Annotated in this window: 32 protein-coding genes; 16 read left to right on the plus strand and 16 right to left on the minus strand. The window is 59.0% G+C overall.

From position 1 onward, the window contains the following. Positions 1 to 17 precede the first annotated feature (17 nt). The 6 genes from QMK50_RS24265 to QMK50_RS24290 form a co-directional block, all read right to left on the minus strand. Positions 18 to 395, minus strand: coding sequence for a hypothetical protein (locus QMK50_RS24265; RefSeq protein ID WP_320334176.1), 378 nt, complete (start codon positions 393 to 395; stop codon positions 18 to 20). A gap of 19 nt (positions 396 to 414) precedes the next feature. Then, positions 415 to 852, minus strand: coding sequence for a hypothetical protein (locus tag QMK50_RS24270; protein WP_320334177.1), 438 nt, complete (start codon positions 850 to 852; stop codon positions 415 to 417). Positions 853 to 960: 108 nt separating this feature from the next. Further along, a complete protein-coding gene (locus QMK50_RS24275; protein WP_320334178.1) occupies positions 961 to 1,266 on the minus strand; it encodes a hypothetical protein in 306 nt (101 codons plus the stop codon). Then, a complete protein-coding gene (locus QMK50_RS24280) occupies positions 1,263 to 1,688 on the minus strand; it encodes a hypothetical protein (RefSeq protein WP_320334179.1) in 426 nt (141 codons plus the stop codon). The genes QMK50_RS24275 and QMK50_RS24280 overlap by 4 nt, the downstream gene beginning before the upstream one ends. 1 nt (position 1,689) lies before the next feature. Further along, positions 1,690 to 2,004, minus strand: coding sequence for a hypothetical protein (locus QMK50_RS24285; RefSeq protein WP_320334180.1), 315 nt, complete (start codon positions 2,002 to 2,004; stop codon positions 1,690 to 1,692). A 65-nt stretch (positions 2,005 to 2,069) separates the two neighbouring features. Beyond that, entirely contained in the window at positions 2,070 to 2,882 is an 813-nt protein-coding gene (locus QMK50_RS24290) for a LexA family transcriptional regulator (RefSeq protein ID WP_320334181.1), read from the minus strand. A gap of 109 nt (positions 2,883 to 2,991) precedes the next feature. Here QMK50_RS24290 and QMK50_RS24295 point away from each other — a divergent pair, with 109 nt between their 5' ends. Beyond that, positions 2,992 to 3,186: a Cro/CI family transcriptional regulator gene (locus QMK50_RS24295; protein ID WP_028236757.1), complete on the plus strand. Its 195-nt coding sequence runs from the start codon at positions 2,992 to 2,994 to the stop codon at positions 3,184 to 3,186. 31 nt (positions 3,187 to 3,217) lie between these two features. Further along, positions 3,218 to 3,418 (plus strand): hypothetical protein, encoded by a 201-nt coding sequence (locus QMK50_RS24300; RefSeq protein ID WP_095111155.1) that lies wholly within the window; start codon positions 3,218 to 3,220, stop codon positions 3,416 to 3,418. A 313-nt stretch (positions 3,419 to 3,731) separates the two neighbouring features. Here QMK50_RS24300 and QMK50_RS24305 read toward each other — a convergent pair whose 3' ends face one another. The 9 genes from QMK50_RS24305 to QMK50_RS24345 form a co-directional block, all read right to left on the minus strand. After that, on the minus strand, positions 3,732 to 4,136 hold the full coding sequence (locus QMK50_RS24305) for a hypothetical protein (protein ID WP_320334182.1): 405 nt from the start codon (positions 4,134 to 4,136) through the stop codon (positions 3,732 to 3,734). Then, on the minus strand, positions 4,096 to 5,265 hold the full coding sequence (locus tag QMK50_RS24310; protein ID WP_320334183.1) for an OprD family porin: 1,170 nt from the start codon (positions 5,263 to 5,265) through the stop codon (positions 4,096 to 4,098). Before QMK50_RS24310 ends, QMK50_RS24305 begins: the two co-directional genes overlap by 41 nt. 73 nt (positions 5,266 to 5,338) lie before the next feature. Next, entirely contained in the window at positions 5,339 to 6,544 is a 1,206-nt protein-coding gene (gene mhpT, locus QMK50_RS24315; protein ID WP_223503051.1) for a 3-(3-hydroxy-phenyl)propionate transporter MhpT, read from the minus strand. Positions 6,545 to 6,626: 82 nt separating this feature from the next. Then, entirely contained in the window at positions 6,627 to 7,646 is a 1,020-nt protein-coding gene (dmpG, locus tag QMK50_RS24320) for a 4-hydroxy-2-oxovalerate aldolase (protein ID WP_320334184.1), read from the minus strand. 10 nt (positions 7,647 to 7,656) lie between these two features. Next, positions 7,657 to 8,592 carry an acetaldehyde dehydrogenase (acetylating) gene (locus tag QMK50_RS24325; protein WP_320334185.1) on the minus strand — a complete coding sequence of 312 codons (936 nt, stop codon included), beginning with the start codon at positions 8,590 to 8,592 and terminating at the stop codon, positions 7,657 to 7,659. 32 nt (positions 8,593 to 8,624) lie between these two features. Then, complete coding sequence (gene mhpD, locus QMK50_RS24330) at positions 8,625 to 9,419, minus strand: 2-keto-4-pentenoate hydratase (protein ID WP_223503045.1); 795 nt, start codon at positions 9,417 to 9,419, stop codon at positions 8,625 to 8,627. Positions 9,420 to 9,433: 14 nt separating this feature from the next. Next, positions 9,434 to 10,303 (minus strand): alpha/beta fold hydrolase, encoded by an 870-nt coding sequence (locus QMK50_RS24335; RefSeq protein ID WP_223503043.1) that lies wholly within the window; start codon positions 10,301 to 10,303, stop codon positions 9,434 to 9,436. A 17-nt stretch (positions 10,304 to 10,320) separates the two neighbouring features. After that, a complete protein-coding gene (gene mhpB / locus QMK50_RS24340; RefSeq protein WP_223503040.1) occupies positions 10,321 to 11,274 on the minus strand; it encodes a 3-carboxyethylcatechol 2,3-dioxygenase in 954 nt (317 codons plus the stop codon). Position 11,275: 1 nt separating this feature from the next. Further along, complete coding sequence (locus QMK50_RS24345) at positions 11,276 to 12,934, minus strand: bifunctional 3-(3-hydroxy-phenyl)propionate/3-hydroxycinnamic acid hydroxylase (protein WP_223503038.1); 1,659 nt, start codon at positions 12,932 to 12,934, stop codon at positions 11,276 to 11,278. 134 nt (positions 12,935 to 13,068) lie between these two features. Between QMK50_RS24345 and QMK50_RS24350 the strand changes: the two genes are divergently transcribed. Beyond that, entirely contained in the window at positions 13,069 to 13,845 is a 777-nt protein-coding gene (locus QMK50_RS24350) for a DNA-binding transcriptional regulator (protein WP_320334186.1), read from the plus strand. A 264-nt stretch (positions 13,846 to 14,109) separates the two neighbouring features. On the opposite strand, the gene QMK50_RS24355 is transcribed toward QMK50_RS24350, so the two are convergent. Beyond that, on the minus strand, positions 14,110 to 14,685 hold the full coding sequence (locus QMK50_RS24355) for a TetR/AcrR family transcriptional regulator (RefSeq protein WP_320334187.1): 576 nt from the start codon (positions 14,683 to 14,685) through the stop codon (positions 14,110 to 14,112). A gap of 330 nt (positions 14,686 to 15,015) precedes the next feature. On the opposite strand from QMK50_RS24355, the gene QMK50_RS24360 reads away from it, so the two are divergent. From QMK50_RS24360 to QMK50_RS24420, 13 genes are all read left to right on the plus strand, one after another. Further along, positions 15,016 to 15,831, plus strand: coding sequence for an alpha/beta hydrolase (locus QMK50_RS24360; RefSeq protein ID WP_320334188.1), 816 nt, complete (start codon positions 15,016 to 15,018; stop codon positions 15,829 to 15,831). A 5-nt stretch (positions 15,832 to 15,836) separates the two neighbouring features. Continuing rightward, a complete protein-coding gene (locus QMK50_RS24365; RefSeq protein WP_128607770.1) occupies positions 15,837 to 16,133 on the plus strand; it encodes an extradiol ring-cleavage dioxygenase in 297 nt (98 codons plus the stop codon). A gap of 4 nt (positions 16,134 to 16,137) precedes the next feature. Next, the gene (locus tag QMK50_RS24370; RefSeq protein WP_320334189.1) at positions 16,138 to 16,992 is read left to right on the plus strand and encodes a protocatechuate 3,4-dioxygenase; all 855 of its coding nucleotides are present in this window, start codon (positions 16,138 to 16,140) and stop codon (positions 16,990 to 16,992) included. Then, positions 16,989 to 17,330, plus strand: a complete 342-nt coding sequence (locus tag QMK50_RS24375; RefSeq protein WP_320334190.1) for a non-heme iron oxygenase ferredoxin subunit — start codon at positions 16,989 to 16,991, stop codon at positions 17,328 to 17,330. Before QMK50_RS24370 ends, QMK50_RS24375 begins: the two co-directional genes overlap by 4 nt. 131 nt (positions 17,331 to 17,461) lie before the next feature. Continuing rightward, positions 17,462 to 18,733, plus strand: coding sequence for an aromatic ring-hydroxylating oxygenase subunit alpha (locus QMK50_RS24380; RefSeq protein WP_320334191.1), 1,272 nt, complete (start codon positions 17,462 to 17,464; stop codon positions 18,731 to 18,733). Between the two features lie 11 nt (positions 18,734 to 18,744). Further along, positions 18,745 to 19,275, plus strand: a complete 531-nt coding sequence (locus QMK50_RS24385) for a 3-phenylpropionate/cinnamic acid dioxygenase subunit beta (protein ID WP_320334192.1) — start codon at positions 18,745 to 18,747, stop codon at positions 19,273 to 19,275. Positions 19,276 to 19,285: 10 nt separating this feature from the next. Next, positions 19,286 to 20,098 carry a 3-(cis-5,6-dihydroxycyclohexa-1,3-dien-1-yl)propanoate dehydrogenase gene (gene hcaB, locus QMK50_RS24390; RefSeq protein ID WP_320334193.1) on the plus strand — a complete coding sequence of 271 codons (813 nt, stop codon included), beginning with the start codon at positions 19,286 to 19,288 and terminating at the stop codon, positions 20,096 to 20,098. A 41-nt stretch (positions 20,099 to 20,139) separates the two neighbouring features. Further along, positions 20,140 to 21,117 (plus strand): nitronate monooxygenase, encoded by a 978-nt coding sequence (locus tag QMK50_RS24395; protein WP_320334194.1) that lies wholly within the window; start codon positions 20,140 to 20,142, stop codon positions 21,115 to 21,117. A gap of 83 nt (positions 21,118 to 21,200) precedes the next feature. After that, complete coding sequence (locus QMK50_RS24400; RefSeq protein ID WP_413787328.1) at positions 21,201 to 21,932, plus strand: 2-keto-4-pentenoate hydratase; 732 nt, start codon at positions 21,201 to 21,203, stop codon at positions 21,930 to 21,932. 124 nt (positions 21,933 to 22,056) lie between these two features. Continuing rightward, on the plus strand, positions 22,057 to 23,916 hold the full coding sequence (locus QMK50_RS24405) for a feruloyl-CoA synthase (protein ID WP_320334196.1): 1,860 nt from the start codon (positions 22,057 to 22,059) through the stop codon (positions 23,914 to 23,916). Beyond that, positions 23,913 to 24,854 carry an acetaldehyde dehydrogenase (acetylating) gene (locus QMK50_RS24410; RefSeq protein ID WP_320334197.1) on the plus strand — a complete coding sequence of 314 codons (942 nt, stop codon included), beginning with the start codon at positions 23,913 to 23,915 and terminating at the stop codon, positions 24,852 to 24,854. Before QMK50_RS24405 ends, QMK50_RS24410 begins: the two co-directional genes overlap by 4 nt. Positions 24,855 to 24,864: 10 nt before the next feature. Continuing rightward, positions 24,865 to 25,893, plus strand: a complete 1,029-nt coding sequence (gene dmpG, locus QMK50_RS24415) for a 4-hydroxy-2-oxovalerate aldolase (RefSeq protein ID WP_320334198.1) — start codon at positions 24,865 to 24,867, stop codon at positions 25,891 to 25,893. A gap of 31 nt (positions 25,894 to 25,924) precedes the next feature. Next, positions 25,925 to 26,929 (plus strand): CDP-6-deoxy-delta-3,4-glucoseen reductase, encoded by a 1,005-nt coding sequence (locus QMK50_RS24420; protein WP_223503012.1) that lies wholly within the window; start codon positions 25,925 to 25,927, stop codon positions 26,927 to 26,929. Positions 26,930 to 26,948: the final 19 nt, after the last annotated feature.

The raw sequence follows: 26,948 nt of genomic DNA on the forward strand, positions 1-26,948 counted from the left end.
TACGCGGTAGGGCGAAGTTATGGTGCGTGGCCGAAGCGCTTTCGGAAGTCAGCTTCGAGCATTCTGCAGGCGCCACTTATGATGTTGCGGGCTTCTGCCGATCCCAAAAACTCAGACTCACGATCATGGCAAAGGTCAATAGCAGCTCTGTCTTTTGCCTTTGCCTTCCCCTCCGGCGTACTGCCCACATAGGCACCGAAGGACAAGAACGCCACCGTTAGAGCGACAGCCATGATTGAAAGCTTGGAAAGAACCCCCATACCTTGCGGCTTATCGACGAATCCTGGTGGGAGGACGATCTTCTGCGTTAAATCGGCTTGGCAGTGCTTGCATCGAATCGCTTCGGCCTTGATGTCCTCGGCACAGTATGGGCATTTCCTTTCTGATGATTCCATGTTGCGATTTCCCTAGGCCTTATCTGGCGTCAATTTCCGCTTGCAAGCGATTCGCTGACTTCTCGTATGCACGCTCGTAATCATCCTGCTCATCATCAATGAAGTGGTCCAGATGAGCGAGCCATGCGACATACATATCGGAAAGTTGAGGCTTGAGGTCTGGGTGCTTCGCAATCTCATCTCGATAGAAGGCCTTGCCTTTATCTCGCGCGCTATCCAGACACGTTCGCACGGCATCCAGGCGAGCCTGGAAGGCTTTTGACCATCCTGGTTTACCTTCACCATACTTTTTGGCGGCCGCGTCTACCTCAGTTTGCTGGTAGGCATCCTCAATGCTGCATACAGCCGGCAACCCATTCATTTTCTGTATGTAGGTAGGTTCGGCGTTAGCGAGTACAGACCAGATTGTTGCAGTGATGGTCGATGCGACGAGGGTGGCGTAGAAGGACTTCCGCATGAGGCTCTCCCTGAGAAAACCCCAACTCTACCACTCTGGCTACCAGCCATCACACAGACAACAAAAAGCCCGCTCAGTGGCGGGCTGTGGCAGGTAGTCTGATTCCAGCTATGGCGATTGAAACAATTTTCGCATGTCGAGAAACGGTATCATCATCAGTGCCAATCCTCCGACAAAGAAAGCCAGGGTCGCGTCTGCTACCGACGGAACATAGCTAGGAAAGGCTGCACATATTAGAAATGCCACGCCACTGGGAAATGAGCAAAACGTGGCGCCCTTTGCAATGGAGTCAATCGCAAAGGCTTCGGATCCTTTGCGTTTAAAAAACGAAATGCCGCATGCAAGTGCTCCAGCAAGGATATTGATTGGCTGTAGAAACTCGAAATATAAGCTTGCCGCCTCAGCTAGGGTCATCGGTGCGCCTTGGATTTAAGCGAAATCATTCGCCCGCAGGCAAGGCCAGCAGTGGCAGCAACGATGATCAGTGACGAGGGAGCGGGTGAAGAGAATGCGATGCTCCAGAAAACGCCCGCCACGGACCCAACAAAAGACGCAGATCCAAGCATGACTGGAACGTCATGCAGATCAAACGACAAGAGCTTGCTCATGTCTAGCACCCTCCGATTCTGCGCGTGGTCATAAACATAGATTGGCATTATGACCTGAACGTTCACTTCTACATTTGTGATCTTAGCAAAGAAAGGCAGCAAATGTTGATCCTGCCCACCCAGCGCTGTCATTGCTACGTCGGCATTTACCACCTGCGATCTCGGTTTTTGCGTGTGGAACGCCGGGCTGAAAAAAACACTAGCATCCATGCACTTTTCAATGGCCATTTCACTTACCCTGGATCTTGGACGCCACGAATGGGGCATGAAAGAAAACGACATGACCGCAGTTCATGCACGCCGCAGTGTAAAGCCAGAGGCCCAGCCCTTTAACATGGGGGACTGGCGTGGAAACCAAAGGAGCCATCTCGCCGGTAGGATCCGCAGCAATTCCATAGTCGCCGACGCCGCAAAAGGAACACTTAACATCCGCGTTCTTAGCATTCAAGAACTCATGAAGCTGTAGTGGTGTCACAAGCAATTCTGCTCGTATGTCGTTTTTTTCGCTTTCAGTCTGCAAGCGGTTTGTTGGTCTCTTACTCATTAAAACCTCGACAGATTCCCTTCATTAAAAACCACGTTCTTTTCATTCGTGATTCAAAACAGGCGTTACAAATCCCCGCCACGCCAAACCACTCGACCAATAATTCGATGCTCATTGATCTCATTGCGAGACAGCACCTGGTCAGGGAATTCGCCCTTATCCTCGTTGTCGCTACGGATGATCCAGTTGCCCAGCGCGGCCTGAATCAAGCGTTTTACTATCACGCCTTTGTCAGCGCTCGCCAGCACGTAGATATGGCCGCTTGTGGGCTCGATCCGTGATTCGTCTACCAGCAGCACGTCATGGTCGCTTACCGTCGGCCACATGCTGTCGCCGTCGGCATAGATAACCTTCAGGCTCTTGGGATTTAGCCCTTTAACGCGTAGCCATTCTTTTTTGAAAGCCAGGGTGCTTCGAATCTCGACGTGCGGATTATCGTGCCCGCCCCCCGCAGCCGCGCGAGCCGTGTATTGAGGGATAAACGCATAACGCTCATCGGTTGGCTCGTGAATATCTTCGCCGGCAGGGAGGGGCGTATTTGCGGCCTCTTTTGACGTGAGAGTCGATGGAGGTACATCTCGACCTCCATCCAGCGAGGACGCCATCTTCTGCACTTGAGTAGCCAGGGTAGGGCTGATCTCTGATACCGGAACCTGAAGCATTCTGGCGAAGACTGTTGCTGCCTTGATGCTCAGAGCAGTTCGCCCGTTCATGAAGTGGCTGACAGCCCCCTGGGTGACGCCGTCACCAAGTTCGGCGGCAATCTTTTCCTGGGTGAGCTTGAGGGCGCCGCGCTTCTCTTGAAAGATCGCCTTGAGCCGCTCGCTGTCTTGCAGCTGCCAATCAGAGAGAGGAAGCCTTCGGGAGTCTTTTTTCATCAGCGGATCATATTACCTGCGGTATTTGCTTAACCAATATCGCCGGTATTGACTATCAACAATACCGGCGGTCATACTTGGCGTGAAAATCTATGTAGAGGACGACGCCATGCGCCGTATCCCGCTTACCGAATTTGCAAAAGAGCACGGCCATACGAAAGCCGCGCAGTTGCTCGGCTGTACGCAAGGCGCCTTGAGTAAGGCGATCCGAGTAGGCCGCGATGTGTACGTGACCCTCGAGGATGACGGCAGCCTGTCGGCCCAAGAGCAGCGTCCGTTCCCCTCCCAAAAATCTGCCGCTTAACCCAATTTCAACAGCCAGGAGCACGACCCGTATGTACATGGACCCCAATCAAAAGCGCGCCATTCCGGTGAAGGTTCGTTTCGAACCTGTGCTGGATCGGATCCTACGCAAGGCCGCCACAAAAACCCGCATGCAGCACGCGACCTACCTCTACGAAATCATCGAGTGGGCCGTTGCCAACGGCGTGATCGACGAACTCATGCAGGACAAACAAGAAGATATCGCGGGGTGAAGCCCCTTTGGAGGGCCGAATGACCGTAATTCTTGAAAAACTGCCGCCGGCTCACAGGCAAGAAATCCAGAGGTTGATGAACAACAACGGCTGGAGCCTTGAGCGGGCATTGAACGAAATGGTGGAAGCGTCCATTGCAGCTGGGGCGCTTTCGGTCGTTGGGCGGAGGAAGGCCAAGGTGCTTCAGTTGGTGACCCCAATCAGGGCCTCTTGCAGGGACTCTTCAGGGTAGTTGAGAGGGCCTCTGCCAAATCCGAGACGAAAAAAAGCCGGGGTAGTGACCCGGCTCTCTTAAAACACGCTGTGGGAACGATTATATGCAAACCGCGCCACTTATCAATACCCCCAACAATGTCGCGACACGTTTTTCGAATTCTGAAAACGTGTCGCGCTTCTGTTCAGTCCCTATTTTCGGAGGGCACTGATCATGGCCCGCGCAAGAAACATAAAACCGGCCCTCTTCAAGAACGAAGTCCTGGGCGTAGCCGATCCAATGCTGACGCTGTTGTTCGAAGGGCTCTGGCTGCTCGCTGACAAAGCAGGGCGCCTTGAGGATCGCCCTCTGCGTATCAAGGGTGAACTGTTTCCCTATCGTGATGGCATCGATACCGAAGGGTTGCTGGCCTGGCTCGCATCTGAAGGTTTCATCACTCGCTACACCGTCGGCGGGAAGCGCTTCATCCAGGTCGAGAACTTCGACAAACATCAGAACCCGCATAGGACACCTCGATATCCTTTTCGCTCTCTGTCAGGTTGGAGCCTCCCAGCTTAGCCAGTTCGATATTGTCGCCACTTACGTAGCGCAGCATGCCATTCAGTCCCGGCACGCCTAGGCCTGCAAAATTGTAGTCATACCGTACCTGCCAACTGCGCTCTTTGGGGTTGAGAAACTCAGAGCTCAGAGTGCCTTCGGTGATCACTAACGGTTCGGTGCCGAACAGGTATGGCATGGCTGTCTTGCCTGTCAGTTGCATGTAGCCGGCACCGAATTTGTGGGCGCCCAGGGCATACGTCAGCATCAGTGCCGCATTGCGGTTGTCCACCGCGCCGGCTTTTGCCGCGCCATCCTCGTCGGTGACGAACAGGCGGAAATCGCTTTTCAGGCTGCCGGGGCCCATCGGGCGATTGTCGACAAAGCCGTAGAAGTCCTTGCGGTACAGGTCAGCGAGTTCTGCGTGGTAGTACTTCAGCGTCAGTTGCGGCGACCAGGCATAGTCTCCGCCGACGAAAGAAAAACGGTCCGACTCGGCGGCGCCATTGAAGCGTCCGTTAGGTGAACCGACCGACATTTTCTGGTAATCGGTGGAGTCGCGCAGGTTGATGCGATCCAGCCAGCCAGCGTGCAGGGTCAGGTTGTCGCTTTCCTGGGACTTGAGGTACGCGCCGCGAAAGGTCTGTGGCAGCAGGCGGGTAGGGCTGGCGAAAGCGATCGGCAGAAACGTGCTGATAGTGCCCAATTGCAGCTCGCTTTTCGATGCCCTGACCTTGGCCGTCAGACCTAGCTCCGAATATTCATCGGCCGGCTCGCGGGTAGTGGCGCTGTACGGCAGCAGGCCGGTGCCGGTGCGAGCGCGTGAAGAATCTAGGCGCACCCCCAGCAAGGCTTGGGCGTCGAGGCCGAACCCCACTGGCCCTTCCGTATAACCTGAACGCACGTTGAGAATGAAACCCTGGGCCCACTCGCGGGCGGCGGTCTGGGGGGTGGCGTTCACGTAGTTACGATCGAAGTAAAAGTTGCGCATCGTCAGATCGGCGTGGCTGTCTTCGACAAAACCGCTGGCACACGCCTGGCCAAGGGATAAAACGCAGGTGCAGGCGCTGAACGCCCGAAGAGAAATCTTGAGCATGCCGGTGTTCACTTTTATTGTTGTTGGAGGTGACCCCGCACCGTTTCCGGCACGGGTTGTTACGCGGGAGTTGTCAGTCAGACCGAGCGCCGTTGCGCCGAACCGACAGGTAAAACATCGCCACTGCGGCGATGACGATTCCCGGCGCCGAGGCGAGCATCACCCCTGCGGTGCCGGTGCCCAAAGCGAGCATCTTGCCGGCCACCAGCGGGCCGCTCATTGCGCCGAGTCTGCCGATAGCCACCGCGGTGCCCACGCCCGTGGCGCGCACAGACGGGCGATAGAAATGCGGTGCCAAGGCATAGAGCACGCATTGCCCGCCGGTGGCGAAAAAGCCGGCGACGAAACCGGCCGCCAGCATGCTTTCCAGCTGGCTGGCCATACCCAGAGCGGTCAGCGAAGCGAGAATACCCACATAGATCAGTGCGGACAGTGCCCAAGCCGGCAAGCGGTCCATCACCCAGCCCAGCATCAAGGTACCGACTGCCGCGCCAATCTGAAGCGCGAGCATGACCCAATTGGCCTGGCGGCCACTGAAACCCTGACCGATCAGCAAGCTTGGGAGCCAGTTGATCAGGATGTAAACCACCATGAGGGTAAAGAAATAGCTGACCCAGATCAGCGCAGTCGGCAGGGCCGCGCCTTCGCGGAAGAGACCTCGGACCACGCCGATGGGAGCGACGTCCTGGACGCTGCGAAATTGCGCCGATTCCGGTAGATAAAGCCCCAGCAGAGGCACGATCAACAGAGGCACCAGGCCGCCGACGTAGAACACTGCCTGCCAGTCGCCCGAAGAGCCGGCAATACCCATCGTCGCCGCCAGCGCCGCGCCTAACGGCACGCCGCAGTACATCAGGCTCACCGCACTGCCACGCAGGCGCGGGCCGGCCACTTCACTGGTCAAGGCAATCAGGTTTGGCAGGGCGGCCCCCAAACCAACGCCAGTCAGGCACCGGGCGACGAGCAGGCTATTGAAGTCCCAAGCCTGGGCGGTGACCAGAGAAAACACTCCGAACAGCGCCACCGACGCCATCAACACGAGCTTGCGACCGATGCGATCGGCCAGCCAGCCGCCCACGAATGCACCGGGCAGCAGGCCGAAAATTCCGGCACTGAACACCCAGCTCATGTGCAATTTATCCAGTTCGAACGCGGCCGCCATGCCTTGGGCAGCGATCCCGGAAGCCTGTAGGTCAAGGCCTTCCATCAGGGCCACGAGGAAACACAGACCGATGGTCCGCGTCATGTGTAGCGGTGTTGTCAGGTTGAGCGTTGTCATGGGCAGTACCCGTTTTATTGTTGTATGGGCAAAACAGGGCGGACGGACCGCTGCGTGGGCGGTCAGCCGGTGTGGTGCTCGGTCAGCGTTTGAGCAGGTCCAGCGCGACATCGACGATCATGTCTTCCTGGCCGCCGACCATCCGGCGCCTGCCCAGTTCGACGAGGATGTCGAGGGTCTTGAGGCCATACTTGGCGGCGGCGATTTCAGCGTGGAGCAGGAAGCTCGAATAGACGCCGGCGTAACCCAATGCCAAGGTCTCTCGATCGACCCGCACCGGCCGGTCCTGCAGTGGGCGCACGATGTCGTCCGCCGCGTCCATCAGCGTGTAAAGGTCGGTGCCGTGGTTCCAGCCCAGACGTTCAGCGGCGGCGATGAACACTTCCAGCGGCGCGTTACCAGCCCCAGCGCCCATGCCGGCGAGGCTGGCGTCGATTCGGTCGCAACCTTCCTCGACCGCGGTGATCGAGTTAGCCACCCCCAGGCTCAGGTTATGGTGAGCGTGCATGCCGGTTTCGGTTTCCGGTTTGAGCACCGCCTTGAACGCACGGAAGCGCTCGCGCACATCCTGCATGTTCATCGCGCCACCCGAGTCGGCCATGTACACGCACGTCGCGCCGTAGCTCTCCATCAGCTTGGCCTGAGCGGCCAGCTCCTCGGCCGGGATCATGTGGCTCATCATCAGAAAACCGACGGTGTCCATGCCCAGTTCACGGGCGTACTCGATGTGCTGTTTCGACACGTCCGCTTCGGTGCAGTGAGTGGCGATGCGCACCACTCGCGCTCCGGCGTTGTAGGCGGCTTTGAGGTCATGCACCGTGCCGATGCCAGGCAACAACAGCGTTGTGATTTTGGCGTGGCTGATGACATCGGCCGCCGCTTCGATCCATTCCAGATCGGTGTGCGCCGCAAAGCCATAGTTGAAACTCGACCCTTGCAAACCGTCACCGTGGGCGACTTCGATCGAGTCGACCTTGGCCGTGTCCAGAGCGCGAGCAATGTCCTGCACATTCTGCAGCGAATACTGGTGACGCACCGCGTGGCTGCCGTCGCGCAGGGTCACGTCAGAGATGTAGAGTTTTTTGCCGGGATTAATAGTCATGTCGGTCTCCTCAGGCGGTGAGCATCGACTGCGCCATGCGCTCGGCGGTGGCCAAGGCAGCGGAGGTCATGATGTCAAGGTTGCCGGCATACGCTGGCAGGTAATGGGCGGCGCCTTCGACTTCGAGGAACACCGATGTCTTGAGCCCGGAGAATGTGCCCAGGCCGGGGATGTGCAGCGGCGCGTCCTCGGGGATGACATCGAATTGCACTTTTTGCTTCAGGCGATAACCCGGCACATAAGCCTGCACGGCCGCCGCCATCTCGACGATGGAGGCCTCGACCAGCGCCTGATCCGCCGCTTCGGATAACACAAGTACCGTGTCGCGCATCATCAGCGGCGGTTCGGCCGGGTTCATCACGATGATCGCCTTGCCCTTGGCTGCACCGCCAATGACCTCGATGGCCTTGGAGGTGGTTTCGGTGAATTCGTCGATGTTGGCACGAGTCCCAGGGCCAGCGGATTTACTGGCGATCGAAGCAACGATTTCGGCGTAATGCACCTTCGCCACGCGCGACACGGCCGCGACCATAGGAATCGTCGCCTGGCCACCGCAGGTGACCATGTTGACGTTGAGCTGGCCGAGATTCTGTTCCAGATTCACCACCGGCACGCAGTACGGACCGATGGCTGCAGGCGTCAGGTCGATCAGGCGGATGCCGGGTTTGATCGAGCGCAGGAACGCGTCGTTCTTCACATGGGCACCGGCCGAGGTGGCATCGAACACGAAGTCGATGTCCTTGAATACGTCCATGCGGGTCAGGCCTTCAACGCCTTCATGGGTCACCGCCACGCCCAGGCGCGATGCGCGGGCCAAACCATCCGAGGCCGGATCGATGCCGACCATGACCGCCATTTCCAGGTGCTTGGCGTTACGCAGGATCTTGATCATAAGGTCGGTGCCGATGTTGCCGGAGCCGATGATGGCGACTTTGAGTTTGTTCATTGTTGTTGCCTCATTTGCACGCACGTCGCCGATCACTCGGCGCTGAACTGAACACCGACACGACCGATGCCTTCGATCTCGGCCTCGAACCGATCACCCGCCGCCACCGCCACCATCGGCCCAAGTGCCCCGGTCAGAATGATGTCGCCGGCCCGCAGCGGATCGCCCAGGCGCGCCATGGTTTGCGCCAACCACACGGCGGCATTGAGTGGATGGCCGAGGCATTCGGCGCCACTGCCGCTGGACACTTCCTCACCATTGCGGGTCATGCGCATGCTGGCCTGGCGCAGGTCCAGGCCGTCGAGACGCCGCGCCGGGCCACCCAATACAAAGCAGCCACTGGAGGCGTTATCGGCGACGGTATCGACGAAGCGGATGTTCCAGCCCTGGACGCGGCTGCCGACGATTTCCAATGCCGGGACGACCCAGCCGGTAGCCGCCATCACGTCGGCAAACGTGGTGTCGGCACGCGGTAGATCACGCTCCAGAATCAGCGCAATTTCAGCTTCGATCTTCGGTTGCAGCACGCGGCCCACCGGCACGGTTTCGTTATCGCCGTAGCACATGTCGGCGAACAGGGTGCCGAAGTCCGGCCGATCGACGCCCAGTTGCGCCTGGACCTTGGGATTGGTCAGGCCGATCTTGCGCCCGACTACACGTCGGCCGCTGGCCACGCCGTGGGCGACGTTGAGCCGCTGGATGGTGTAAGCGGCCTCGGCGTTGTCTTCGCCGATCTGCTCGCGCAGGGGCGCAATGGCTTCGTGGCGGGCTTCGGCCTGACGCAGGTCGGCGGCGAGCTGTTCCAGGGTGTCTTGAATAGGGTTCATGTCAGCCTCGGTGATCAGTGGGTCAGGAAGTCCAGGACCATGCGGTTGAAGGTCTCGGCGTGTTCCCACTGGGCCCAGTGGCCGCAGCGATTGAACACGTGCAGTTGTGCCTGGGGCAGGCCGGCCAGCAGGCGCAGGCCGGTGTCCATGGGCACGAAGCGATCTTCGCGGCCCCAGACGAGCAGCGTCTGGGCGGTGATTTCGTGCAGGCGGTGGCTGAAGTCCGGGAATTGCTTGGGATTGAGGGTGCTGCTCTTGACGAAATTTTCCAGGTGATCGCGGCGCGCCAGGATGTTGTCCAGGCGGGTCTGGAATAACTCTTCGGTCAGACTGCTGGCGTCGAAGACGAAGACGTTCATCATCTTCTTCAGGTTTTCAATGGTCGGTTCGCGGTACAGCGCGCCGATCAGCTTGATGCCTTCGGTAGGTTGCGGCACTAAGGCGCTTGGGCCGCCGGTGCCGCCGCCCATCAGTATCAGTTTGCCGATGCGCTCAGGGTAGGCGAGGGCGAAGGCTACGGTGCTGTGGCCGCCCATGGAGTTGCCGATGATGTGCACACGGTCCAGATCCAGTGCATCAACCAGCCCCTTGAGGGCACGGGCGTTGAGGTCTGAGCGCGAGCTGTCGCAAACAATCGGGTCACTTTTGCTCCAGCCCGGGCAATCCATCAGGATCACGCGGTAACCGGCGGTAACCAACGGTTCGATGTTGCGATGGAAATTGGCCCAACCGCTGGCACCGGGTCCGGAACCGTGGAGCATGACCACGGTTTCGGCTCCCTGACCCACGTCGTTGTAATGCAGTCGCAGCTTCAACTCGCCTTCGCTGATGTCGACAAAACGGCTGGTAGAGGCTTCGGTGAAAGCTGGCGCAGTGGCAGTCATGGCAGTGTTCCTCGGATTCAGTGGTTGTTGTTCAGCGGCTGGGCGCCAAGGGCGGCGAAGCCTGCGATCCATTCGGGAATCGGACGGTAGTAGCGCCCTTCGGTCTGATAAGGGCCAAAGGCGCAAAGGGCCGCGAAGGCGGCGACCCAGGTTTTCACTTCGTGAGTGGACTTGCCGGCCAGTGACGACAGTTCGTCATTGCCCAGGGCATCGAGGTCGCTCAGGCGACCCTGTTCCAGGGTGTCGAGAAACTGCTGATCCCACGTGGGATTAAGCGGATGCAGACTGCGTTGGTCTTCAACGAAATCCCGGGCGGCCTGGATCACGCGCTCCTGGCGCGCCTGTCGCTCATCAGCCGGCAATTGGCGACCGCTGCCCATCAGTCGATCGGCCATACGCGCATCGACCTTGGCCAGTTCCGGCACCGGAGGTTGATGGGACAGTCCCCCGGAAGCCAGGAACAGCACGCGCTTGTTCAGCGACTGCGCCCACTGGCCGATCGCTTCACCGAGCAGGCGTGCACGCTTGAAGCCGGGCAACGGCACGGCGACCGAATTGATGAACACCGGAATCACCGGGCATTCCCTTAAACCGCCCAGCAACAGCTCCAGCGGTTGGGCGAACGCGTGGTCGACCTGCATGCGATAGGAAACGGCAGCGTCGACACCGGCATCCAGGACCGCCTGGGCGCAGGATTCGGCCAGCGCTTTGGGCACATCCAAGGGGCCGGCGGCGGTGTCGAAATCACCGATGGCGTGGGCGGCCATGCCGATGCAGAAGGCCGGCATCACGTCGTAGAAAAAGCCGTTGTAGTGGTCGGGGCCGAAGAGCACGATCAGCTCCGGCTCGAAGCGGGCGATGCGCTCACGGGCATCAGCGATCATGCCATCGACCTCGGCCAGCACGTCGGGCGTCGGATCGACGTAGCCCACCAACGGCGTATGGGATAGGCAATGCAGATAAGCGCTCATGTCAGGCCACCTTGCTGGCGGGGATCGCCACTTCGGGTTGCGGCAGGGCCTTGATTGCCAGGGCCAATTCATCACAGGCCTGGCCGACGGTTTGCGGTATGGCCAGGCCGGCAAGGAAGCGATCCGGACGCACCAGGGCAATCGAGGCCGAGCCGCGGGCGAACCATTCTTTGAGGCGGCCGGTGCTGTCACCGATGCGGATCACCCCTTGGCTGACGTCACTGGCGGCTTTGAGTTGGACGTCCGGTAGTACCTGGATAAAACGCGTGCCCAGTGCTTGCCATTGATCGATCTGTGCAGGCGTCAGGCCCCAGGTCGGGTCGCAGCCCCAGGCGATAATCGCGAAGTTCTCGCCGATCACCTCATCCAGCAACACGGTTTCGCCAGCTTCGGTCAGTACCGGGGGCTGAATGAACATCTTGCCCACGGGTGAGCCTTTTTCGCCGGGTACGATCAAGGCGCCCTCGGTGTATTGCGGCATCGGCTTGAAGCGCATTTCCACGAAGTAGCGTTTGACGGGCGGCACATAGTTGAGCAGCCACGACACACCATCACGCAAGGTGCCTTGCCAGCGTTTTGGCGGTGCCAGCACGTGGCCGGCCAGCACCGAAAGGTCGATCATCGCCTTGGCGTGGTCACGGCGTTCCTGTTCATAGCTGTCGAGCAGGCTGTCGGCGGCCAGGCCTTTGATCACCAGTGACAGTTTCCAGGCCAAGTTGGAGGCGTCGCGCATGCCGCTGTTGTAACCCTGTCCCTGCCATACCGGCATGATGTGCGCGGCATCGCCGGCCAGCAGCACCCGGCCCTCACGGAACCGCCCGGCCAGGCGAGCGTTGTGGGTATAGACGCGGCTGCGGATCAATTCGATGCGATCCGGATTTGGCAGCACCTTGGCCAGCAGCTTGCGCATGTTCTCGGGTTTGCTCAGTTCGGCTTCAGTCTCGCCAGGCATGACCATGAATTCGAAACGGCGAACAGCGTGGGGCAGGGCGGCTGAAACGTAAGGGCGCACCGGGTCGCAGCACAGGTAAACATGGGGCGTGCTCAGCGGGTCGTTGGCGATGTCGACAACGATCCACTGATTAGGCGCGGTCTTACCCTCGAAACTGATGTTCAGACTGCGTCGCACCAGACTGTTGCCACCGTCGCAACCAATCAGATAACGGGCCTGAAGGCGCTCGCCGCGACCGTTGTGATCCTTGAGGTTCAGCACTACGCCGCTGTCACTGTGTTCGAAGCCTTCGAGCTCACGGCCGAACAGCACCTTGACGTTGTCAAAACGCTGCAGGCCTTCGAACAGTACGCGGTCGGCCAAGGGCTGGATGAAGGCGTTGCGGCGCGACCAGCCGAACTCATCGGTCTTGGGCTGTATATCGGCAAAGCAGCGACCCCTTGGGGTCAGGAAACGCATGGCGTGCCAGGGAGTGGTGTGCGGGAGCACGTTGTCGGCCAGACCGACGGCCTGGAAAGTACGCAGGCTTTCGTCGTCCAGACCGATGGCGCGGGGGTAGTCGATCAGGCTGTCGAGCTTTTCCACCAAGGTGACGTTCACACCACATTGGCCCAGGTAATTGGCGATCATCAAGCCGACAGGTCCGGCACCAACGATGGCGACGTCGGTGGTCAGGTCCAATGTGGAAGGAGTGGGTGCAGAACTCATGGTCATCTCCGTACAGCGCTTTTGGATTTCTTGTTGGGCGCAGTATGGAAATCACAAGGCTGGTCGACAACGACAACCCTTGTTAGTGTGCACTGAGTGCACATGATTGATTTACAACAACAAAGGATCCAGCCATGAGCGAGACCGAATACAAAGCCGTGCGTGGTCTGATGCGAGGTCTGGCACTGATCAACGGCTTGAACCGCTTCGACGGCGGCGCCAGCACCGCGCAACTGGCGGAGCAGAGCGGGCTGCACCGCACCACCGTGCGCAGGCTGTTGGAGACCTTGCAGGCTGAAGGTTATGTACGGCGTAGCGAGTCGGATGACAGCTATCGATTGACGTTGAAAGTTCGCGAACTCAGTGAAGGTTTTCGCGATGAGCAATGGATTTCCTCCATCGCCGCCCCCTTGCTCGGCGAGTTGTTGCAGGAAGTCATCTGGCCCACCGACCTGTGCACGCTGGACGGCGATGCCATGGTCATTCGCGAGACCACCCATCGCTTCAGCCGCCTGTCGTTTCACCGATCCATGGTTGGCCGGCGCCTGCCGTTGCTGATGACCGCGACCGGACGTGCATACTTTGCGTTCTGCCCACCCGCCGAGCGGGAAGAGCTGATCGAATTGATGATCGGCCGCGAAGATGAACAATCACCGCTGGCCGCCGACCGTCGTTTTGTCGAGCGACTGGTGGAACACACCTTGGCCAAGGGGTATGGCGAAAACAATTCACACTGGGGCCAGGAGCGCAAGATCGCCGCCATTGCGATCCCGGTCATGCACGAGGAACGGGTGATGGGCTGCCTGAATCTGGTCTACATCGCCAAGGCGATGCCCATTGAGGAAGCTGCGCGCCGTTATCTGCCCGCGATGCAGGGCGTAGTGAAACAGATCCAGGTTCAATTGGGTTGATGTCGCCTGCGTCTGACAGTCAACTCACAGGGTTCTGTTTTGCGGTTTTGCTGAAAAGCCCGTTCGCCACCAGCGCCTATCCGGGGCCTTGCCTGCCTGTCGATAATTCCTCATCACATGTTTGCCGGTGCTGACTTGCTGGTCCGGCCGCAACGTCGTTTCTGCCGGGCGCGCGAGAGGTATTTGCAGGGTTCATTCTTCCCTGGGTTTTAGGGGGGAGCGCCTATGAGTGCCTGAATGTGTGGGGGGCCACCGCTGTCCATGTCACGCAGGTAGTAATTCAGGAATCAGAATGTTTGCCATGCGAGCGCTGCGATCCTTGCGATCCTGCACAGTGTCGTCGCAGTACAGCAATGACAAGCTAATTTGATAGGCATAGATCAGATAAGCGCGATCGCAGGCTTCGCTCTGCGTCACGCCCGCTTGTATCAACAGGCCCTCGATATAGTTCAGGCGATAGCGGTCGACTTCGTCGATGGCTTGTCGGGCTTTGTCGTCCCGGCGTGCCCAGGCGCGAATCCCCAATTCAATGGCGGCGGCGTCGCGAGCCGTCTGGCCGTGGGATGGCAGCTCCAACAGGCGTTGCAATTGCTGCAGCGGTGAAGTATGCGCGGTACGCAGTTGAAGAATTACATCCTCGGTCGCACGGGACCGCCAGTTGCCCAGAATGCCTTCGAGTAATTCACCACGGCTTTTGAAGTGGTAATAGAAGCTGCCACGGGTGATCTTCAACTCCTTGGCTAAAGTGTCGACCCGAACGGCGTCTACGCCGCTGGTAACCAGGACATGCTGTGCGGCATGAATCCAATCTTCTCGAGTGAGACTGGTGCGTGTTGACATTGTGCTAGGGCCTTGTCCAACCAACTGGATGAGTGCCGGGGGCGGGTAAGGCGCCTCGGGCAAGGAAACACATTCTAACGCCTGGCGGCTGCCCAGGCAGCCGCAATTCACAGGTGTATTGAACAGATCTTTTTTGTATCCGGCTGACCGTCCATCATAAAGATACAGAAATGTATCCTATCAGGAAAACCATTTTTCCGCTCTAGCACCTGATTCTGCGCCCAGCACTGACATACATGTCTGTATTTTGCGTGTTGACGTGTCCGGGTTTCCTCTCTAGCATACAGATACACATCTGTATCTTCATAAATAAAAACAACCGGAGGCCTTATGGACGGCATTGGAAAAACCCTGCTGGCAGCAGGACACAAGACCAACTATCACGAAGCAGGTCAGGGCGATGCTCTGTTTCTGCTCCATGGCTCCGGTCCTGGCGTTTCGGGCTGGACCAACTGGTCCCGGAGCATGTCGGCCTTCTCTGACAAATGGCGGATCATCGTGCCGGACATTGCCGGTTTCGGTTTCACCGAGTTCCAGGAAGAGGCCAAGTACGACATCAAATTGTGGGTCAACCACCTGGTCGGCATCATGGATGCGCTGGATATTGCCAAGGCCTCTTTCGTCGGCAATTCCTTTGGCGGCGCGGTCGCCATTGGCCTCGCGGTGTTCGCTCCGGAGCGGGTCGACAAGCTGGTCCTGTTGGGAACGCCTGCCGGTGAATTTGTGCAGACGCCGGGGCTACGCGGTGCATGGGAGTACGAACCATCCCTGGAAAACATGCAGCGGCTGATGGCGCTGTTCCCATACGACGAGGCCTTGATCACACCCGAGCTGGTCAAGGCGCGTTACGAAGCCAGTGCCCGCGCCGGTTCCCAGGAAGCCTTGCGCAAGCTCATTCCCAAGCCAGCCGCCGAGGGCGAAACGCTGGTCAAGGGTTTCCCTGCCGCGGCATTGGCCAAGATCATCGCGCCGACTCTGGTTGTGCATGGCCGTGAAGATCGCGTGGTGCCGCCATCCTGCGGAATGCTGATCGCCAATAGCGTACCGAATGCCGATTTGCATCTGTTTGGCCGTTGCGGCCACTGGGTGCAGAGCGAGCAACCGCGCCGCTTCGTGGCGCTGGTTCGCGACTTCCTGAGCGAGTGATCGATATGAGCCGAAATCTTCTGGAGCGAGCGCTGTGGCAACTCTCAGTTGATCGCGCCTCCAAAGAGCGTTTTCGCGAAGACCCCAAAGGCTTTCTCGGGCGTTTCGCATTGAGTGAAGAAGAAGTTGAAATGGTCGTGGGCTTCGATGTCGCCGCTCTGCAAGCGGTCGGGGTCAATCCGATGCTGACCATGGGCTTCTGGCAGGAGTTGGCACCTCAGCGAAGCATGTCGCTGTACAAGCAGCGCCTGGGTGCAACCGACGAACAACGCGCGGCTTTCTCCGCCGCACTCAAGGGGTGATCCGATGGGCAAGATAGTAGGGGGGTTCTGGATGCCCCATGACCCGGTCATGTTCGTCGCCCCCAACGCGCCGTCGCCGGCCCAGGGTGATGCTGTCTGGGGTGCATACGAGCAATGTGCTCAGCGCCTGGCGCAGTTGGCACCGACCTCGGTGATCATCGTGGGCTGCGATCATTACATCCTGTTCGGCACCCAGTGCCTGCCTCGTTATGTCATCGGTACCGGTGATGTCGATGGTCCACTGGATCGCTTGCCGGGGCTGGAGCGAGGAGTGGTACGCAACCAGGAAAAACTGGCCGGGCATATCGTCTCGCATGGCGAGGGGCAGGGCATCGACTGGACGGTGGCACGCAGCTTCACTGTGGATCACTCGTTCTCGATTCCACATCAACTGACGGTCAAGCCGGCAGAGAAACTTCTCGGTCGAGAGTTGCCGACTATTCCTGTGTACCTGGCCTGTGGCGTGGATCCTTACATTTCGCTTAAGCGAGCTGCCGACCTGGGTCGCCAGATCCGTGCTGCGGTGGAGTCGTTCGATGCTGACGAGCGCGTCGTCATTATCGGTAGCGGCGGAATCAGTCACTGGGTAGGGACAGCGGAAATGGGCCGGGTTGCCGAGGACTTCGACCGGGAGATTCTCGCCCATGGCGTCAACGGCGATCTGCAAGCGCTGTGCGCCTATTCCGATGAAGAGATTTTGCGTCGAGCCGGCAATGGCGCCATGGAAATCCGCAATTTCGCCTGTGCCATGGCTGCCGTCGCCAATCCGGCCGGTGAAGTCATCGCCTATGAAGCCGTACCTGCCTGGGTCACCGGGTTGGGTTTCTTGCAGTTGTTTTCCGCGGAGGAGTGGTCATGAGCCGTGTATTGCTGTGCCAGCGCGATGAACTGTCGCCGGGCGAGTTGAAAAAAGTCAGCCATGGCGCTGCCGAAGCTATCTGCGTGTACAACCTGGGCGGCACGTTCTATGCCACCTCGGACATGTGCACACACGCCACGGCCTCCCTGGCAGAAGGCGATCTGGAAGACGACCTGATCACCTGTCCGGTGCATTGGGGGCAGTTTCACATTCCAACGGGCAAGGCAGTGACTTTTCCCTGTGAAAAGCACCTTCGCACGTATCGGATCATCGTCACTGACAAAGAGGTCTATGCCGATATCGAACATGCCAGCGATGCCGCCTTGGCCGACGCCTGACGCCCAGTACCAAGGCCTGTCTTTCCCACCGTATTCCTTGTGAGTCTAGAGCAATGGATAACTGCAAACACATACCACTCAGAACCATTGAGCCTACACCCAGCCTGCCGAACCTTGATCGGGTGTGCGACATGGAGGAAGGCCGCTTGTCCGGCAAGGTGTTCTGGGACCAGGCCATCTACGAACAGGAACTCGAGAAGATTTTCGCGCGTTGCTGGCTGTTCGTGGCCCATGAATCGCAATTGCCGAAGTCTGGTGACTATCTCGCCACCAGCATGGGCGAGGACGAGGTCCTGGTGGTACGTCAGAAGGACGCATCGCTGAAGGTGTTCCTCAATGCCTGCCCACACCGTGGCAACAAGATCTGTTTCGCCGAGGCGGGCAATGCACGGGGCTTTATCTGCAACTACCACGGCTGGTCATTCGGCGCCGATGGCGGCCGGTTGCTGGGTATGCATGAATCCAAGTGCTATGAGGAAAGTAATTTCGACAAGTCCAAACATGGACTACGCGAAGCGCGTGTTGCGACTTACAAGGGCTTGGTGTTTGCCACTTTTGCCGACGATGCACCGACACTTGAAGACTACCTGGGGCCGATGACCTGGTACCTGGATGTCATGCTCGACATGGACGAGGGCGGCAGTGAGTTCCTCGGTGGCTGTATTCGTTCCACCATCGAATGCAACTGGAAAGTCGCGGCGGAAAATTTCGTCGGCGATATTCTCCACGGTGGCTGGACTCACGATTCCGCGGCCAAGGCGATGCTGGGTGGGCCGGTGGCCAATGTCGGCGACCTTCCCGAGTCCTACTCGGTGAACTGGAATGGCCACGGCTACGAATTCGCCACCGATGTGGTGGGCAACGCCGCTACCCTGGGCGAGAAAGACATCAACAAATACCTGCACGTATTGCGCCCGAAAGTGGCGGAGCGTCTGGGCGAGTTCCGCTCCAAGCTGATCGGTTCGATTTCATCGTTCACCGTGTTCCCCAACTTCTCCTTTTTGCCGGGGCAGAACACGGTTCGCATCTGGCAACCGCGCGGGCCACACAAGATCGAGCTGTTTACCTGGGTCATCGTCAACAAAAATGCGCCGCAGGACATCAAGGACAAATGGCGCCGTGGCGCGATGATGACCTTCTCCCCAACCGGCGTGTTCGAAATGGACGATGGCGAGAACTGGGAATACTGCACCAAGACCAGCCGCGGCATGGTCACGCGCTATCAGGATCTGTACGTCGGCCTTGGCATGGACACACGCATCGAAAACAGCGAACTGCCCGGCAATGTGTTCAAAGGGCAACTCAACGAATGCAACTCCCGTGCGTTCTACCAGCGCTGGAAAGACCTGTTGCAATCGCCCACCTGGGCGGACGTACCAGATCGTAACGGCAAGATGCGTTGAGGGGACCGAAGATGAATGCTTTGCCAATGGAACAACCCGTTGCATTAGAAGACACACGCGCCGTCGAGGCCTTCTTGTTGCGTGAGGCCCGCCTGCTCGACAACGAGTGCTGGGATGAGTGGCTGCAGTCGCTCAGCGAGACCATCCACTATTGGATGCCCGGTATCGAGAACCGCCGACGCGAAGACAAGTCGGGCCCCTACAGGCTGGAACACATGGCCTTCTTCGACGACGGCATGCGTGATCTGCAGCGTCGGGTGGCGCGGTTCAAGCAGCCGTCGGCCTGGGCTGAAAACCCACCGACGCGCAACGTTCACCTGATCAGCAATATCGAGGTGTTTGCCGGTGAACAGGAAGGCGAGTTCATTGCGTTCTCGTGCTTCATGAACATCCGCAGCCGAGGTCTGGACGAGTCCCATCAACTGGTCGGACGCCGTGAGGATGTGCTGCGTCGCGAGGCCGACGGGCTGAAGTTATTGAAGCGCAAAATCCTGATTCCAAACGCGATGTTGTTGTGCAAGAACATCAACACTTTCCTCTGAGGGCACGCACATGGGTTGGCTCGAAGGACAAGCAGCATTGGTCACTGGCGGTACCGGCGGCATCGGTAGCGCCATCGTTCGGCGCTATGTGAACGAAGGTGCACGGGTGTGCGTCATGGCGCGTGACGACGAACAGCTGAGCGCACTGCGCAGCGAACTGGGCGACGCCATCATCACGGTGCAGGGCGATGTCTCGAAATATGAAGACAATCAACGCGCGGTGGCGGCCACACTGAATGCGTTCGGCAAGCTCGACACGTTTGTCGGCAATGCGGCGGTGTTTGATTACTTCACTTGCCTGGACCGCATCGCCCCTGAAGATTTTGAAAGTGCATTTCAGCGCTTGTTCGCCATCAATGTTCAGGGCTACATGCTGGGCGCACGTTGCAGTACTGATGCCTTGCGCGCCAGTCGCGGCAGCATGATCTTCACCCTCTCCAACAGTGCTTTCTACGCTGGCGGTGGAGGCATTCTATATGTGACCGCCAAACATGCGCTGGTCGGCATGATCCGTCAGCTGGCCTACGAACTGGCACCGGATATCCGCGTGAATGGCGTAGCGCCAGGGGCGACCAATACGCCTATGAAGAGTCTCGATGGGCTCAATGCGCGAAGTGTTCCGCTCAACCAGATCCCGGGTTTCGAGCAAGGCGCTGCGCAGGCGGTTCCGCTTCAGCGCATCGCTGAACCCGAGGATCACACGGGGCACTATGTGCTGTTGGCCTCAAGTGAAAACTCCGGGTTGACCACCGCCAACATCATCCATAGCGATGGTGGCTGGGAAGTTCGCAGCCCGGGCGCGGCCAGTCACAGAAAGGTCTGAAGACAGACGTGTAGTTGTACCCATAACAAGAGAAATGACCGATGAGCGTCTACAGCCGTTCCTTGAGCGCCCCCCAACAGAAGTTGCTGGATCTGTTCGCTGGTTTACCGATGCCTATCCTGGCCGCTCCGATGTTCCTGGTCTCCGGGCCGCAGCTGCTCAATGCCTGTTGTCAGGCAGGTATTGTCGGAAGCATGCCAGCACCCAATGCGCGTACCGTAGAGCAACTGGACCAGTGGCTGGCGCAGATTGTTGTCGAGCGTGCGGCCGCCAAAACACAAGGCCAGGTCTGGGCACCCTGGATGCTGAACATGATCGTGCACAGCACCTACAATCGGTTCGAATCCGAGTTGGAACTGGTCAAACGCTACCAGCCGCCGATCGTTTCCACGGCCTTGGGCACCCCCAGGCGTGTGCTGGACAGTGTCCATGGTTATGGCGGCGTAGTGATCGCTGACGTCATCACTCCGGCCTTGGCACGCAAGGCAGTCGATGCGGGTGTCGATGGTCTGGTATTGGTCTGTAACGGTGCTGGCGGCCACACCGGTAGCTACAACCCCTTTGCCTTTGTCGCAGAAGTCCGTGAGTTCTGGGACGGGCCACTCGGTCTGGCCGGTGCTGTTTCGAATGGGCGCGACATCCATGCGGCGCAAGTCCTGGGTTGCGATTTCGCTCTGGTGGGCACCCGTTTGGTCGCGGCCCACGAGAGCCTGGCCGAAAACGCCTACCGAGACATGCTGGTGGACTGCTCCATGGATGACGTAACTACAACCAAAGCGGTCAGTGGCGTACTCGCCACCTGGATGAAACCCTCGTTGGAAAAGGCCGGTATCGACCCAGCCGCCGACAACCGTACCGCCATCGATTTTTCCGGTGACATCGCCTCTGCCAACAAGGCTTGGAAACACGTGTGGTCGGCCGGTCAGGGAGTAGGGCAGATAAAGCGCAGCTACAGCGTCGTCGAGTTGGTCGATGAGCTGCATCAGGGTTACCTGGCAAGTCAGCACCGCTCGCATTGAGCGTCCATCACCATCTATTGAGGAGTTATTCCGTGAGCCACGATTCCATCCAGGCTGCCGCCTCGGTTCTGGCGCAAGCGCGCATGACACGAACCCCGTGCGGTCGTATCTCCGAGCGCTTCCAGATTTCCACTCTGGCTGACGCTTATGCCGTACAGGAACTCAATACCCAGGTCGCGCTGGCCGCCGGTCGCCGTCTCAGCGGGCGTAAAATCGGTTTGACCTCGCTGGCCGTGCAAGAGCAGTTGGGCGTCGATCAGCCAGACTTCGGCATGTTGTTTGCCGATATGGAATACGGCGATGGTGAGGCCATTGACAGCTCTCGCCTGATTCAGCCCAAGGCTGAGGGTGAGATCGCTTTCGTACTGGGGCGTGACTTGCCCAATCCGGACACAACACTGGGCGAGCTGATGAGCGCAGTGGAGTACCTGGTGCCGGCGCTGGAAATTGTCGATTCGGCAATTGAGAACTGGAAAATCACCCTGGTCGATACGGTGGCCGACAATGCTTCTTCTGGCCTCTACGTCCTGGGCAAGAGTCCCGTGCGCCTGGCCAATCTGGACCTTGCGCTGGAAGGCATGCTGCTGGAAAAAAATGGCACTCAGGCGTCGATCGGTGTGGGCGCAGCCTGCCTCGGCAACCCGCTGGATGCCTGCCTGTGGCTGGCGCGGACCATGGCCGAATTTGGCCGGCCATTGCGCGCAGGCGACGTGCTCTTATCCGGAGCCCTGGGCCCCATGGTGCCGGTGACTGCCGGTGACAGCCTGCGCTTGAAACTGACCCGACTGGGTGAAGTGAACTGCCGATTCGTATGAGCGTGATGCGCTGACCGTTTGGTGTCATGCGACAGGGGGCCGGGTTGTTGAACCGGTACTCGTAACAACAAAAATAATGATGATGAGACTGCAGCCCTGTCTGTTGATCTCGTGAGGGCGTGCCGTGTACGACTTTTTTGACGATCCTGCCAAGTTGGCCCCTGCTCACGTGATTCTCGAGCCAGGAGAGGCGGGCAGTTTCATACTGAGATCCGGTGAACAACTGCAACCCTATGCGCGTTGTATCGGCGAGTGGCTGGAGCAATGGGCGCGCGAGGCTCCACTGCGCCCATATTTGGCCGAGCGTCGCAATGGCGTCTGGTTCACTTTGAACTACAGCGAGGTTCGCCAACGCGTCGGCGCCCTGGCTCAGGGTTTACTGGAGCTCGATACGGTGCCCGGTCGACCGGTGCTGGTGTTGTCGGAAAACGACATCGACCAGGCATTGATTACACTGGCGGCCATGCATGTCGGAATTGCGGTGGCCACCGTTTCGGTCGCTTATTCGCGCAATACACAGAGCGGCTGCAGCAAGCTCAAGTCTATCGTGGCGCAGTTGCAACCGGCGTTGATCTTCATCAACGATGGCGACACCTATCGCCGCGCCATCGAATTGATTCAACCGGACTGTCCCGTGGTGGTTGCGCGCAACGCCCAGGCCGTTCCTGGCGCGCTGCCGCTGCCCCTGATTTACCGGGTCGAAAGTGCGCAGGTCATGGAGACCTATCTGCGCCTCGATGGCGATGTCCCCGCCCGCTATATGCTGACTTCCGGCTCCACTGGCACGCCCAAGGTGGTGATCAATACCCATCGCATGCTGTGCGCCAATCAGCAATCGATCGCCCAGTGCTGGCGCTTCCTCGAAGGCAGCGAAATGGTCGTGGTGGATTGGCTGCCATGGAGTCATACCTTCGCCGCAAACCATAACTTCAATATGGTGCTGCGCAATGGCGGCACGCTCTATATCGATGATGGTTTGCCGGTGACCGGGCGCATCGAGCGGACGGTGGAAAATATCAAATCCGTCCAGCCGACGGTGTTCTTCAACGTCCCTCGTGGCTATGAAGCGCTACTGCCTTATCTGGAGCGCGACGAGGAGTTGGCGCAAGCACTTTTCGGTCGCCTGGACATGCTGTTCTATGCCGCTGCGGCTTTGCCACAGAACACGTGGGACCGGTTGATGGCCTGTGCGGAAAAGGTGCGGGACAAGCCCCTGTTCTTTACCAGCGAATGGGGTGCGACCGAGACTTCTCCAGTGCTCACCAATGTTCATTACCGTTTGGACAAGCCAGGCAACATCGGCCTGCCAGTACCGGGCGTAGAGATCAAGTTCGTGCCCAGCGGCGACAAGCTGGAAATGCGTGTGCGCGGACCCTCAGTGTTTCAGCAGTATTTCAATGACTCGAAAGGCAGCCTTGAAGCGTTCGATGAACAGGGCTTCTATCAGATTGGCGATGCCGGTCGACTGCTCGATCCCGAGCGCCCGGAGAAAGGCATCGTGTTTGATGGTCGGGTCACTGAAGACTTCAAGTTGACCACTGGCACGTGGGTTTCCGTCGGCACGTTGCGCCCACGGCTGGTGAGTGCCTTGGCGCCTTACGCTTCTGACTCTGTCATTTGCGGTCACGATCGAGACGTGATCGGCGCATTGATCTATCCGACGCCGGCGTTGCGCGCCTTGGCCGGAGCCCCCGGCAAGCGCATGACCGCTGAGCAACTGGCTCTGGAACCTGCCGTTCGCAGGGCCCTGAGTGCGGGCTTGCAAACACTGGCCCAGCAGTTTCCTGCGTCCTCGCAGCATGCCGTGCGCATGGTCATCCTCGACTCACCGCCGAGCCTCGATGATGGGGAGATTACTGACAAAGGTTACATCAACCAACGCGCTGCACTGGGCCTGCGTGCTGATGCGGTCAAGCGTCTGTATGCCGAGACGTTGGACCCGGCCGTGATCCTTCTCGACGAAGCTTATGGAGAAAGAAAATGAGTTCCAGAAAAATGAAAGTCGCCATCATCGGCTCCGGCAACATCGGCACCGACCTGATGATCAAGATCCTGCGTAACGCCGAACACCTGGAAATGGCGGTCATGGTCGGTATCGACCCGGCCTCCGATGGTCTGGCCCGCGCCCAGCGCATGGGCGTGGCCACCACCCACGAAGGCGTCGAAGGCCTGACCCGCCTGGACGTGTTCAAGGACATCGACTTCGTCTTCGATGCCACTTCGGCGGGCGCCCATGTAAAGAACGACGCGTTCCTGCGCTCGATCAAACCCGGCATCCGCCTGATTGATCTGACGCCCGCGGCCATTGGCCCGTACTGCGTGCCGGTGGTCAATCTGGAGCAGAACCTCGCTCAGCTCAACGTCAACATGGTCACTTGCGGTGGTCAGGCGACGATCCCGATGGTTGCGGCCGTGTCGCGCGTGGCCAAGGTGCACTACGCGGAAATCGTCGCCTCGATTGCCAGCAAATCTGCCGGCCCCGGCACTCGCGCCAACATCGACGAGTTCACCGAAACCACCTCCAAGGCCATCGAAGCGATTGGCGGTGCGGCCAAGGGCAAAGCAATCATCGTGATGAACCCGGCCGAACCGCCGTTGATGATGCGCGACACGGTGTTTGTGTTGTCCGAGGCAGCCGATCAGGCTGAGGTCGAGGCGTCCATTCTCGAGATGGCCGTAGCCGTACAGGCTTATGTGCCGGGTTATCGCCTGAAGCAAAAAGTGCAATTCGACGTCATCCCTGAAGACGCTCCGCTGCACATTCCCGGCCTGGGCACATTCTCCGGGCTCAAGACTTCGGTGTTCCTCGAAGTCGAAGGCGCCGCCCATTATCTGCCAGCGTATGCCGGCAACCTTGACATCATGACCTCCGCAGCCTTGGCCACCGCCGAGCGCATGGCGCAGTCGATGCTGAACGCCTGAGGAAACCGACATGACTATTAATCCCGGCAAGAAACTCTACATCTCCGACGTGACCTTGCGCGACGGCAGCCACGCGGTGCGTCACCAGTACTCGCTGCAGAACGTGCAGGACATCGCCCGCGCCCTGGACAAGGCCAAGGTTGATTCGATCGAAGTCGCCCACGGTGACGGTCTGCAAGGGTCGAGCTTCAACTACGGCTTCGCCGCGCACACCGACCTGGAGTGGATCGAAGCGGCCGCCGACGTCATCAGCCACGCCAAGATCACCACCCTGTTGTTGCCTGGCATCGGCACGGTGCACGACCTGAAAGCCGCGTACAACGCCGGAGCGCGAGTGGTGCGCATCGCCACTCACTGCACCGAAGCGGACGTGTCGAAACAGCACATCGAGTACGCCCGTGAGCTGGGCATGGACACCGTCGGCTTCCTGATGATGAGCCACATGATCCCGGCCGAGCAGCTGGCCGCGCAGGCCAAGCTGATGGAAAGCTACGGCGCCACCTGCGTGTACATGGCCGACTCCGGTGGCGCGATGAACATGCAGGACATCCGCGACCGTTTCCGTGCCTTCAAAGCCGTGCTCAAGCCGGAAACCGAGACCGGCATGCACGCTCACCACAACCTGTCGCTCGGCGTGGCGAACTCGATCACTGCCGTCGAGGAAGGTTGCGACCGCATCGACGCCAGCCTCGCCGGCATGGGTGCCGGTGCCGGTAATGCGCCGCTGGAAGTGTTCATTGCCGCCGCCGAGCGTCTGGGCTGGAACCACGGCACCGACCTTTACACGTTGATGGACGCGGCCGACGACATCGTGCGCCCACTGCAGGACCGTCCGGTTCGGGTCGATCGAGAGACCTTGGCATTGGGTTACGCCGGCGTCTATTCCAGCTTCCTGCGCCACGCTGAAATCGCCGCCGCCAAGTATGGCCTCAAGACCCTCGACATCCTCGTCGAACTGGGCAAACGCCGGATGGTCGGCGGCCAGGAAGACATGATCGTCGACGTCGCGCTCGACCTGCTGACGGCCCAGCGCCGTTAATTTTTCATCACACAGTGAATGAGCAAATGCCATGACCTATCACATAGATATTCAACCAGCTGGGCAACAATTCGATCTGGATGCGAGCAAGACCATCCTGGATGGTGCGTTGGCGGACGGGCTGATGCTAAAGCACAGCTGCCGTGAAGGGACGTGTGGCAGTTGCAAGGGCAGGGTGGTAAGCGGCAGTGTCGATCATGCCAATAGTCCGCTGGAGGTTCTGAGCGAAGAGGAACGTGCTGCCGGACTCGCCTTGTTCTGCTGTGCCAAGGCGACCTCGGACCTGGTCATCGATGCTCCGGAAGTAACCGAACTGCGCGGTATTTCGATTCAGCAGACGGCCGCCCGCGTGGCCAGCATCGAAAAGGTCGCCGACGATGTCATCGTCGTGCGACTAATGTTGCCGCCGACGGTCACGTTCAATTATTACCCCGGCCAATATGCGCAAGTATTGCTCAAGGACGGCACCCGTCGTAGTTATTCGATGGCGACACGTTCGACAGTGGACAATCAACTTGAGTGGCATATCCGTCATATGCCAGGGGGCAGTTTTAGCGGGCATGTATTCAATGCATTGAAACCGCGCGAACTGCTTCGTCTGGAAGGCCCTTATGGTTCTTTCTATCTGCGTGAGAACGATCAACCGATGATCTTTCTCGCCAGTGGTACCGGTTTTGCGCCGATCAAGGCGTTGCTGGAGCAACTGCGTGAACAGGGTAATAACACTCGTCCGGTTTATCTCTATTGGGGTGGCCGGCAGCGCAAGGATCTCTACCATCACGAGCAGTTGCTCAAGTGGCAGGCCGAATTACCCTGGTTGAACTACATCCCGGTGCTCTCGGAACCGAATGATGCCTGTCAGTGGCAAGGCGCTTGCGGATTTGTACACCAGCAGGTCCTGTCCGACTTTGCTTCGTTGAAGCGTTTTGAAGTGTATGCCTGTGGAGCACCGATCGTCGTGGATTCCGCCCGTCGAGACTTTATCGGGCAGCGAGAGTTGCTGGAAACCAATTTCTACGCTGATGCATTCGTATAACCGCAACAACGTTAACTAA

The organism is Pseudomonas sp. P5_152 (genome assembly GCF_033989915.1).
Taxonomy (GTDB): domain Bacteria; phylum Pseudomonadota; class Gammaproteobacteria; order Pseudomonadales; family Pseudomonadaceae; genus Aquipseudomonas.

Bases quoted from the DNA above. Each gene is read 5' to 3' on its own strand.
- dmpG (WP_320334184.1), bottom strand. From the start codon at position 7,646: ATGACTATTAATCCCGGCAAAAAACTCTACATCTCTGACGTGACCCTG.
- QMK50_RS24280 (WP_320334179.1), bottom strand. From the start codon at position 1,688: ATGGCCATTGAAAAGTGCATGGATGCTAGTGTTTTTTTCAGCCCGGCG.
- QMK50_RS24295 (WP_028236757.1), top strand. From the start codon at position 2,992: ATGCGCCGTATCCCGCTTACCGAATTTGCAAAAGAGCACGGCCATACG.
- mhpB (WP_223503040.1), bottom strand. From the start codon at position 11,274: ATGAGCGCTTATCTGCATTGCCTATCCCATACGCCGTTGGTGGGCTAC.
- QMK50_RS24400 (WP_413787328.1), top strand. From the start codon at position 21,201: ATGACACGAACCCCGTGCGGTCGTATCTCCGAGCGCTTCCAGATTTCC.
- dmpG (WP_320334198.1), top strand. From the start codon at position 24,865: ATGACTATTAATCCCGGCAAGAAACTCTACATCTCCGACGTGACCTTG.
- QMK50_RS24380 (WP_320334191.1), top strand. From the start codon at position 17,462: ATGGAGGAAGGCCGCTTGTCCGGCAAGGTGTTCTGGGACCAGGCCATC.
- QMK50_RS24290 (WP_320334181.1), bottom strand. From the start codon at position 2,882: ATGAAAAAAGACTCCCGAAGGCTTCCTCTCTCTGATTGGCAGCTGCAA.
- QMK50_RS24310 (WP_320334183.1), bottom strand. From the start codon at position 5,265: ATGCTCAAGATTTCTCTTCGGGCGTTCAGCGCCTGCACCTGCGTTTTA.
- QMK50_RS24345 (WP_223503038.1), bottom strand. From the start codon at position 12,934: ATGAGTTCTGCACCCACTCCTTCCACATTGGACCTGACCACCGACGTC.
- QMK50_RS24370 (WP_320334189.1), top strand. From the start codon at position 16,138: ATGGGCAAGATAGTAGGGGGGTTCTGGATGCCCCATGACCCGGTCATG.
- QMK50_RS24335 (WP_223503043.1), bottom strand. From the start codon at position 10,303: ATGACTGCCACTGCGCCAGCTTTCACCGAAGCCTCTACCAGCCGTTTT.
- QMK50_RS24395 (WP_320334194.1), top strand. From the start codon at position 20,140: ATGAGCGTCTACAGCCGTTCCTTGAGCGCCCCCCAACAGAAGTTGCTG.
- QMK50_RS24420 (WP_223503012.1), top strand. From the start codon at position 25,925: ATGACCTATCACATAGATATTCAACCAGCTGGGCAACAATTCGATCTG.
- QMK50_RS24325 (WP_320334185.1), bottom strand. From the start codon at position 8,592: ATGAACAAACTCAAAGTCGCCATCATCGGCTCCGGCAACATCGGCACC.
- QMK50_RS24275 (WP_320334178.1), bottom strand. From the start codon at position 1,266: ATGACCCTAGCTGAGGCGGCAAGCTTATATTTCGAGTTTCTACAGCCA.
- mhpD (WP_223503045.1), bottom strand. From the start codon at position 9,419: ATGAACCCTATTCAAGACACCCTGGAACAGCTCGCCGCCGACCTGCGT.
- QMK50_RS24285 (WP_320334180.1), bottom strand. From the start codon at position 2,004: ATGAGTAAGAGACCAACAAACCGCTTGCAGACTGAAAGCGAAAAAAAC.
- mhpT (WP_223503051.1), bottom strand. From the start codon at position 6,544: ATGACAACGCTCAACCTGACAACACCGCTACACATGACGCGGACCATC.
- QMK50_RS24300 (WP_095111155.1), top strand. From the start codon at position 3,218: ATGTACATGGACCCCAATCAAAAGCGCGCCATTCCGGTGAAGGTTCGT.
- QMK50_RS24355 (WP_320334187.1), bottom strand. From the start codon at position 14,685: ATGTCAACACGCACCAGTCTCACTCGAGAAGATTGGATTCATGCCGCA.
- QMK50_RS24365 (WP_128607770.1), top strand. From the start codon at position 15,837: ATGAGCCGAAATCTTCTGGAGCGAGCGCTGTGGCAACTCTCAGTTGAT.
- QMK50_RS24410 (WP_320334197.1), top strand. From the start codon at position 23,913: ATGAGTTCCAGAAAAATGAAAGTCGCCATCATCGGCTCCGGCAACATC.
- QMK50_RS24305 (WP_320334182.1), bottom strand. From the start codon at position 4,136: ATGCGGGTTCTGATGTTTGTCGAAGTTCTCGACCTGGATGAAGCGCTT.
- QMK50_RS24375 (WP_320334190.1), top strand. From the start codon at position 16,989: ATGAGCCGTGTATTGCTGTGCCAGCGCGATGAACTGTCGCCGGGCGAG.
- QMK50_RS24385 (WP_320334192.1), top strand. From the start codon at position 18,745: ATGAATGCTTTGCCAATGGAACAACCCGTTGCATTAGAAGACACACGC.
- QMK50_RS24270 (WP_320334177.1), bottom strand. From the start codon at position 852: ATGCGGAAGTCCTTCTACGCCACCCTCGTCGCATCGACCATCACTGCA.
- QMK50_RS24265 (WP_320334176.1), bottom strand. From the start codon at position 395: ATGGAATCATCAGAAAGGAAATGCCCATACTGTGCCGAGGACATCAAG.
- hcaB (WP_320334193.1), top strand. From the start codon at position 19,286: ATGGGTTGGCTCGAAGGACAAGCAGCATTGGTCACTGGCGGTACCGGC.
- QMK50_RS24350 (WP_320334186.1), top strand. From the start codon at position 13,069: ATGAGCGAGACCGAATACAAAGCCGTGCGTGGTCTGATGCGAGGTCTG.
- QMK50_RS24360 (WP_320334188.1), top strand. From the start codon at position 15,016: ATGGACGGCATTGGAAAAACCCTGCTGGCAGCAGGACACAAGACCAAC.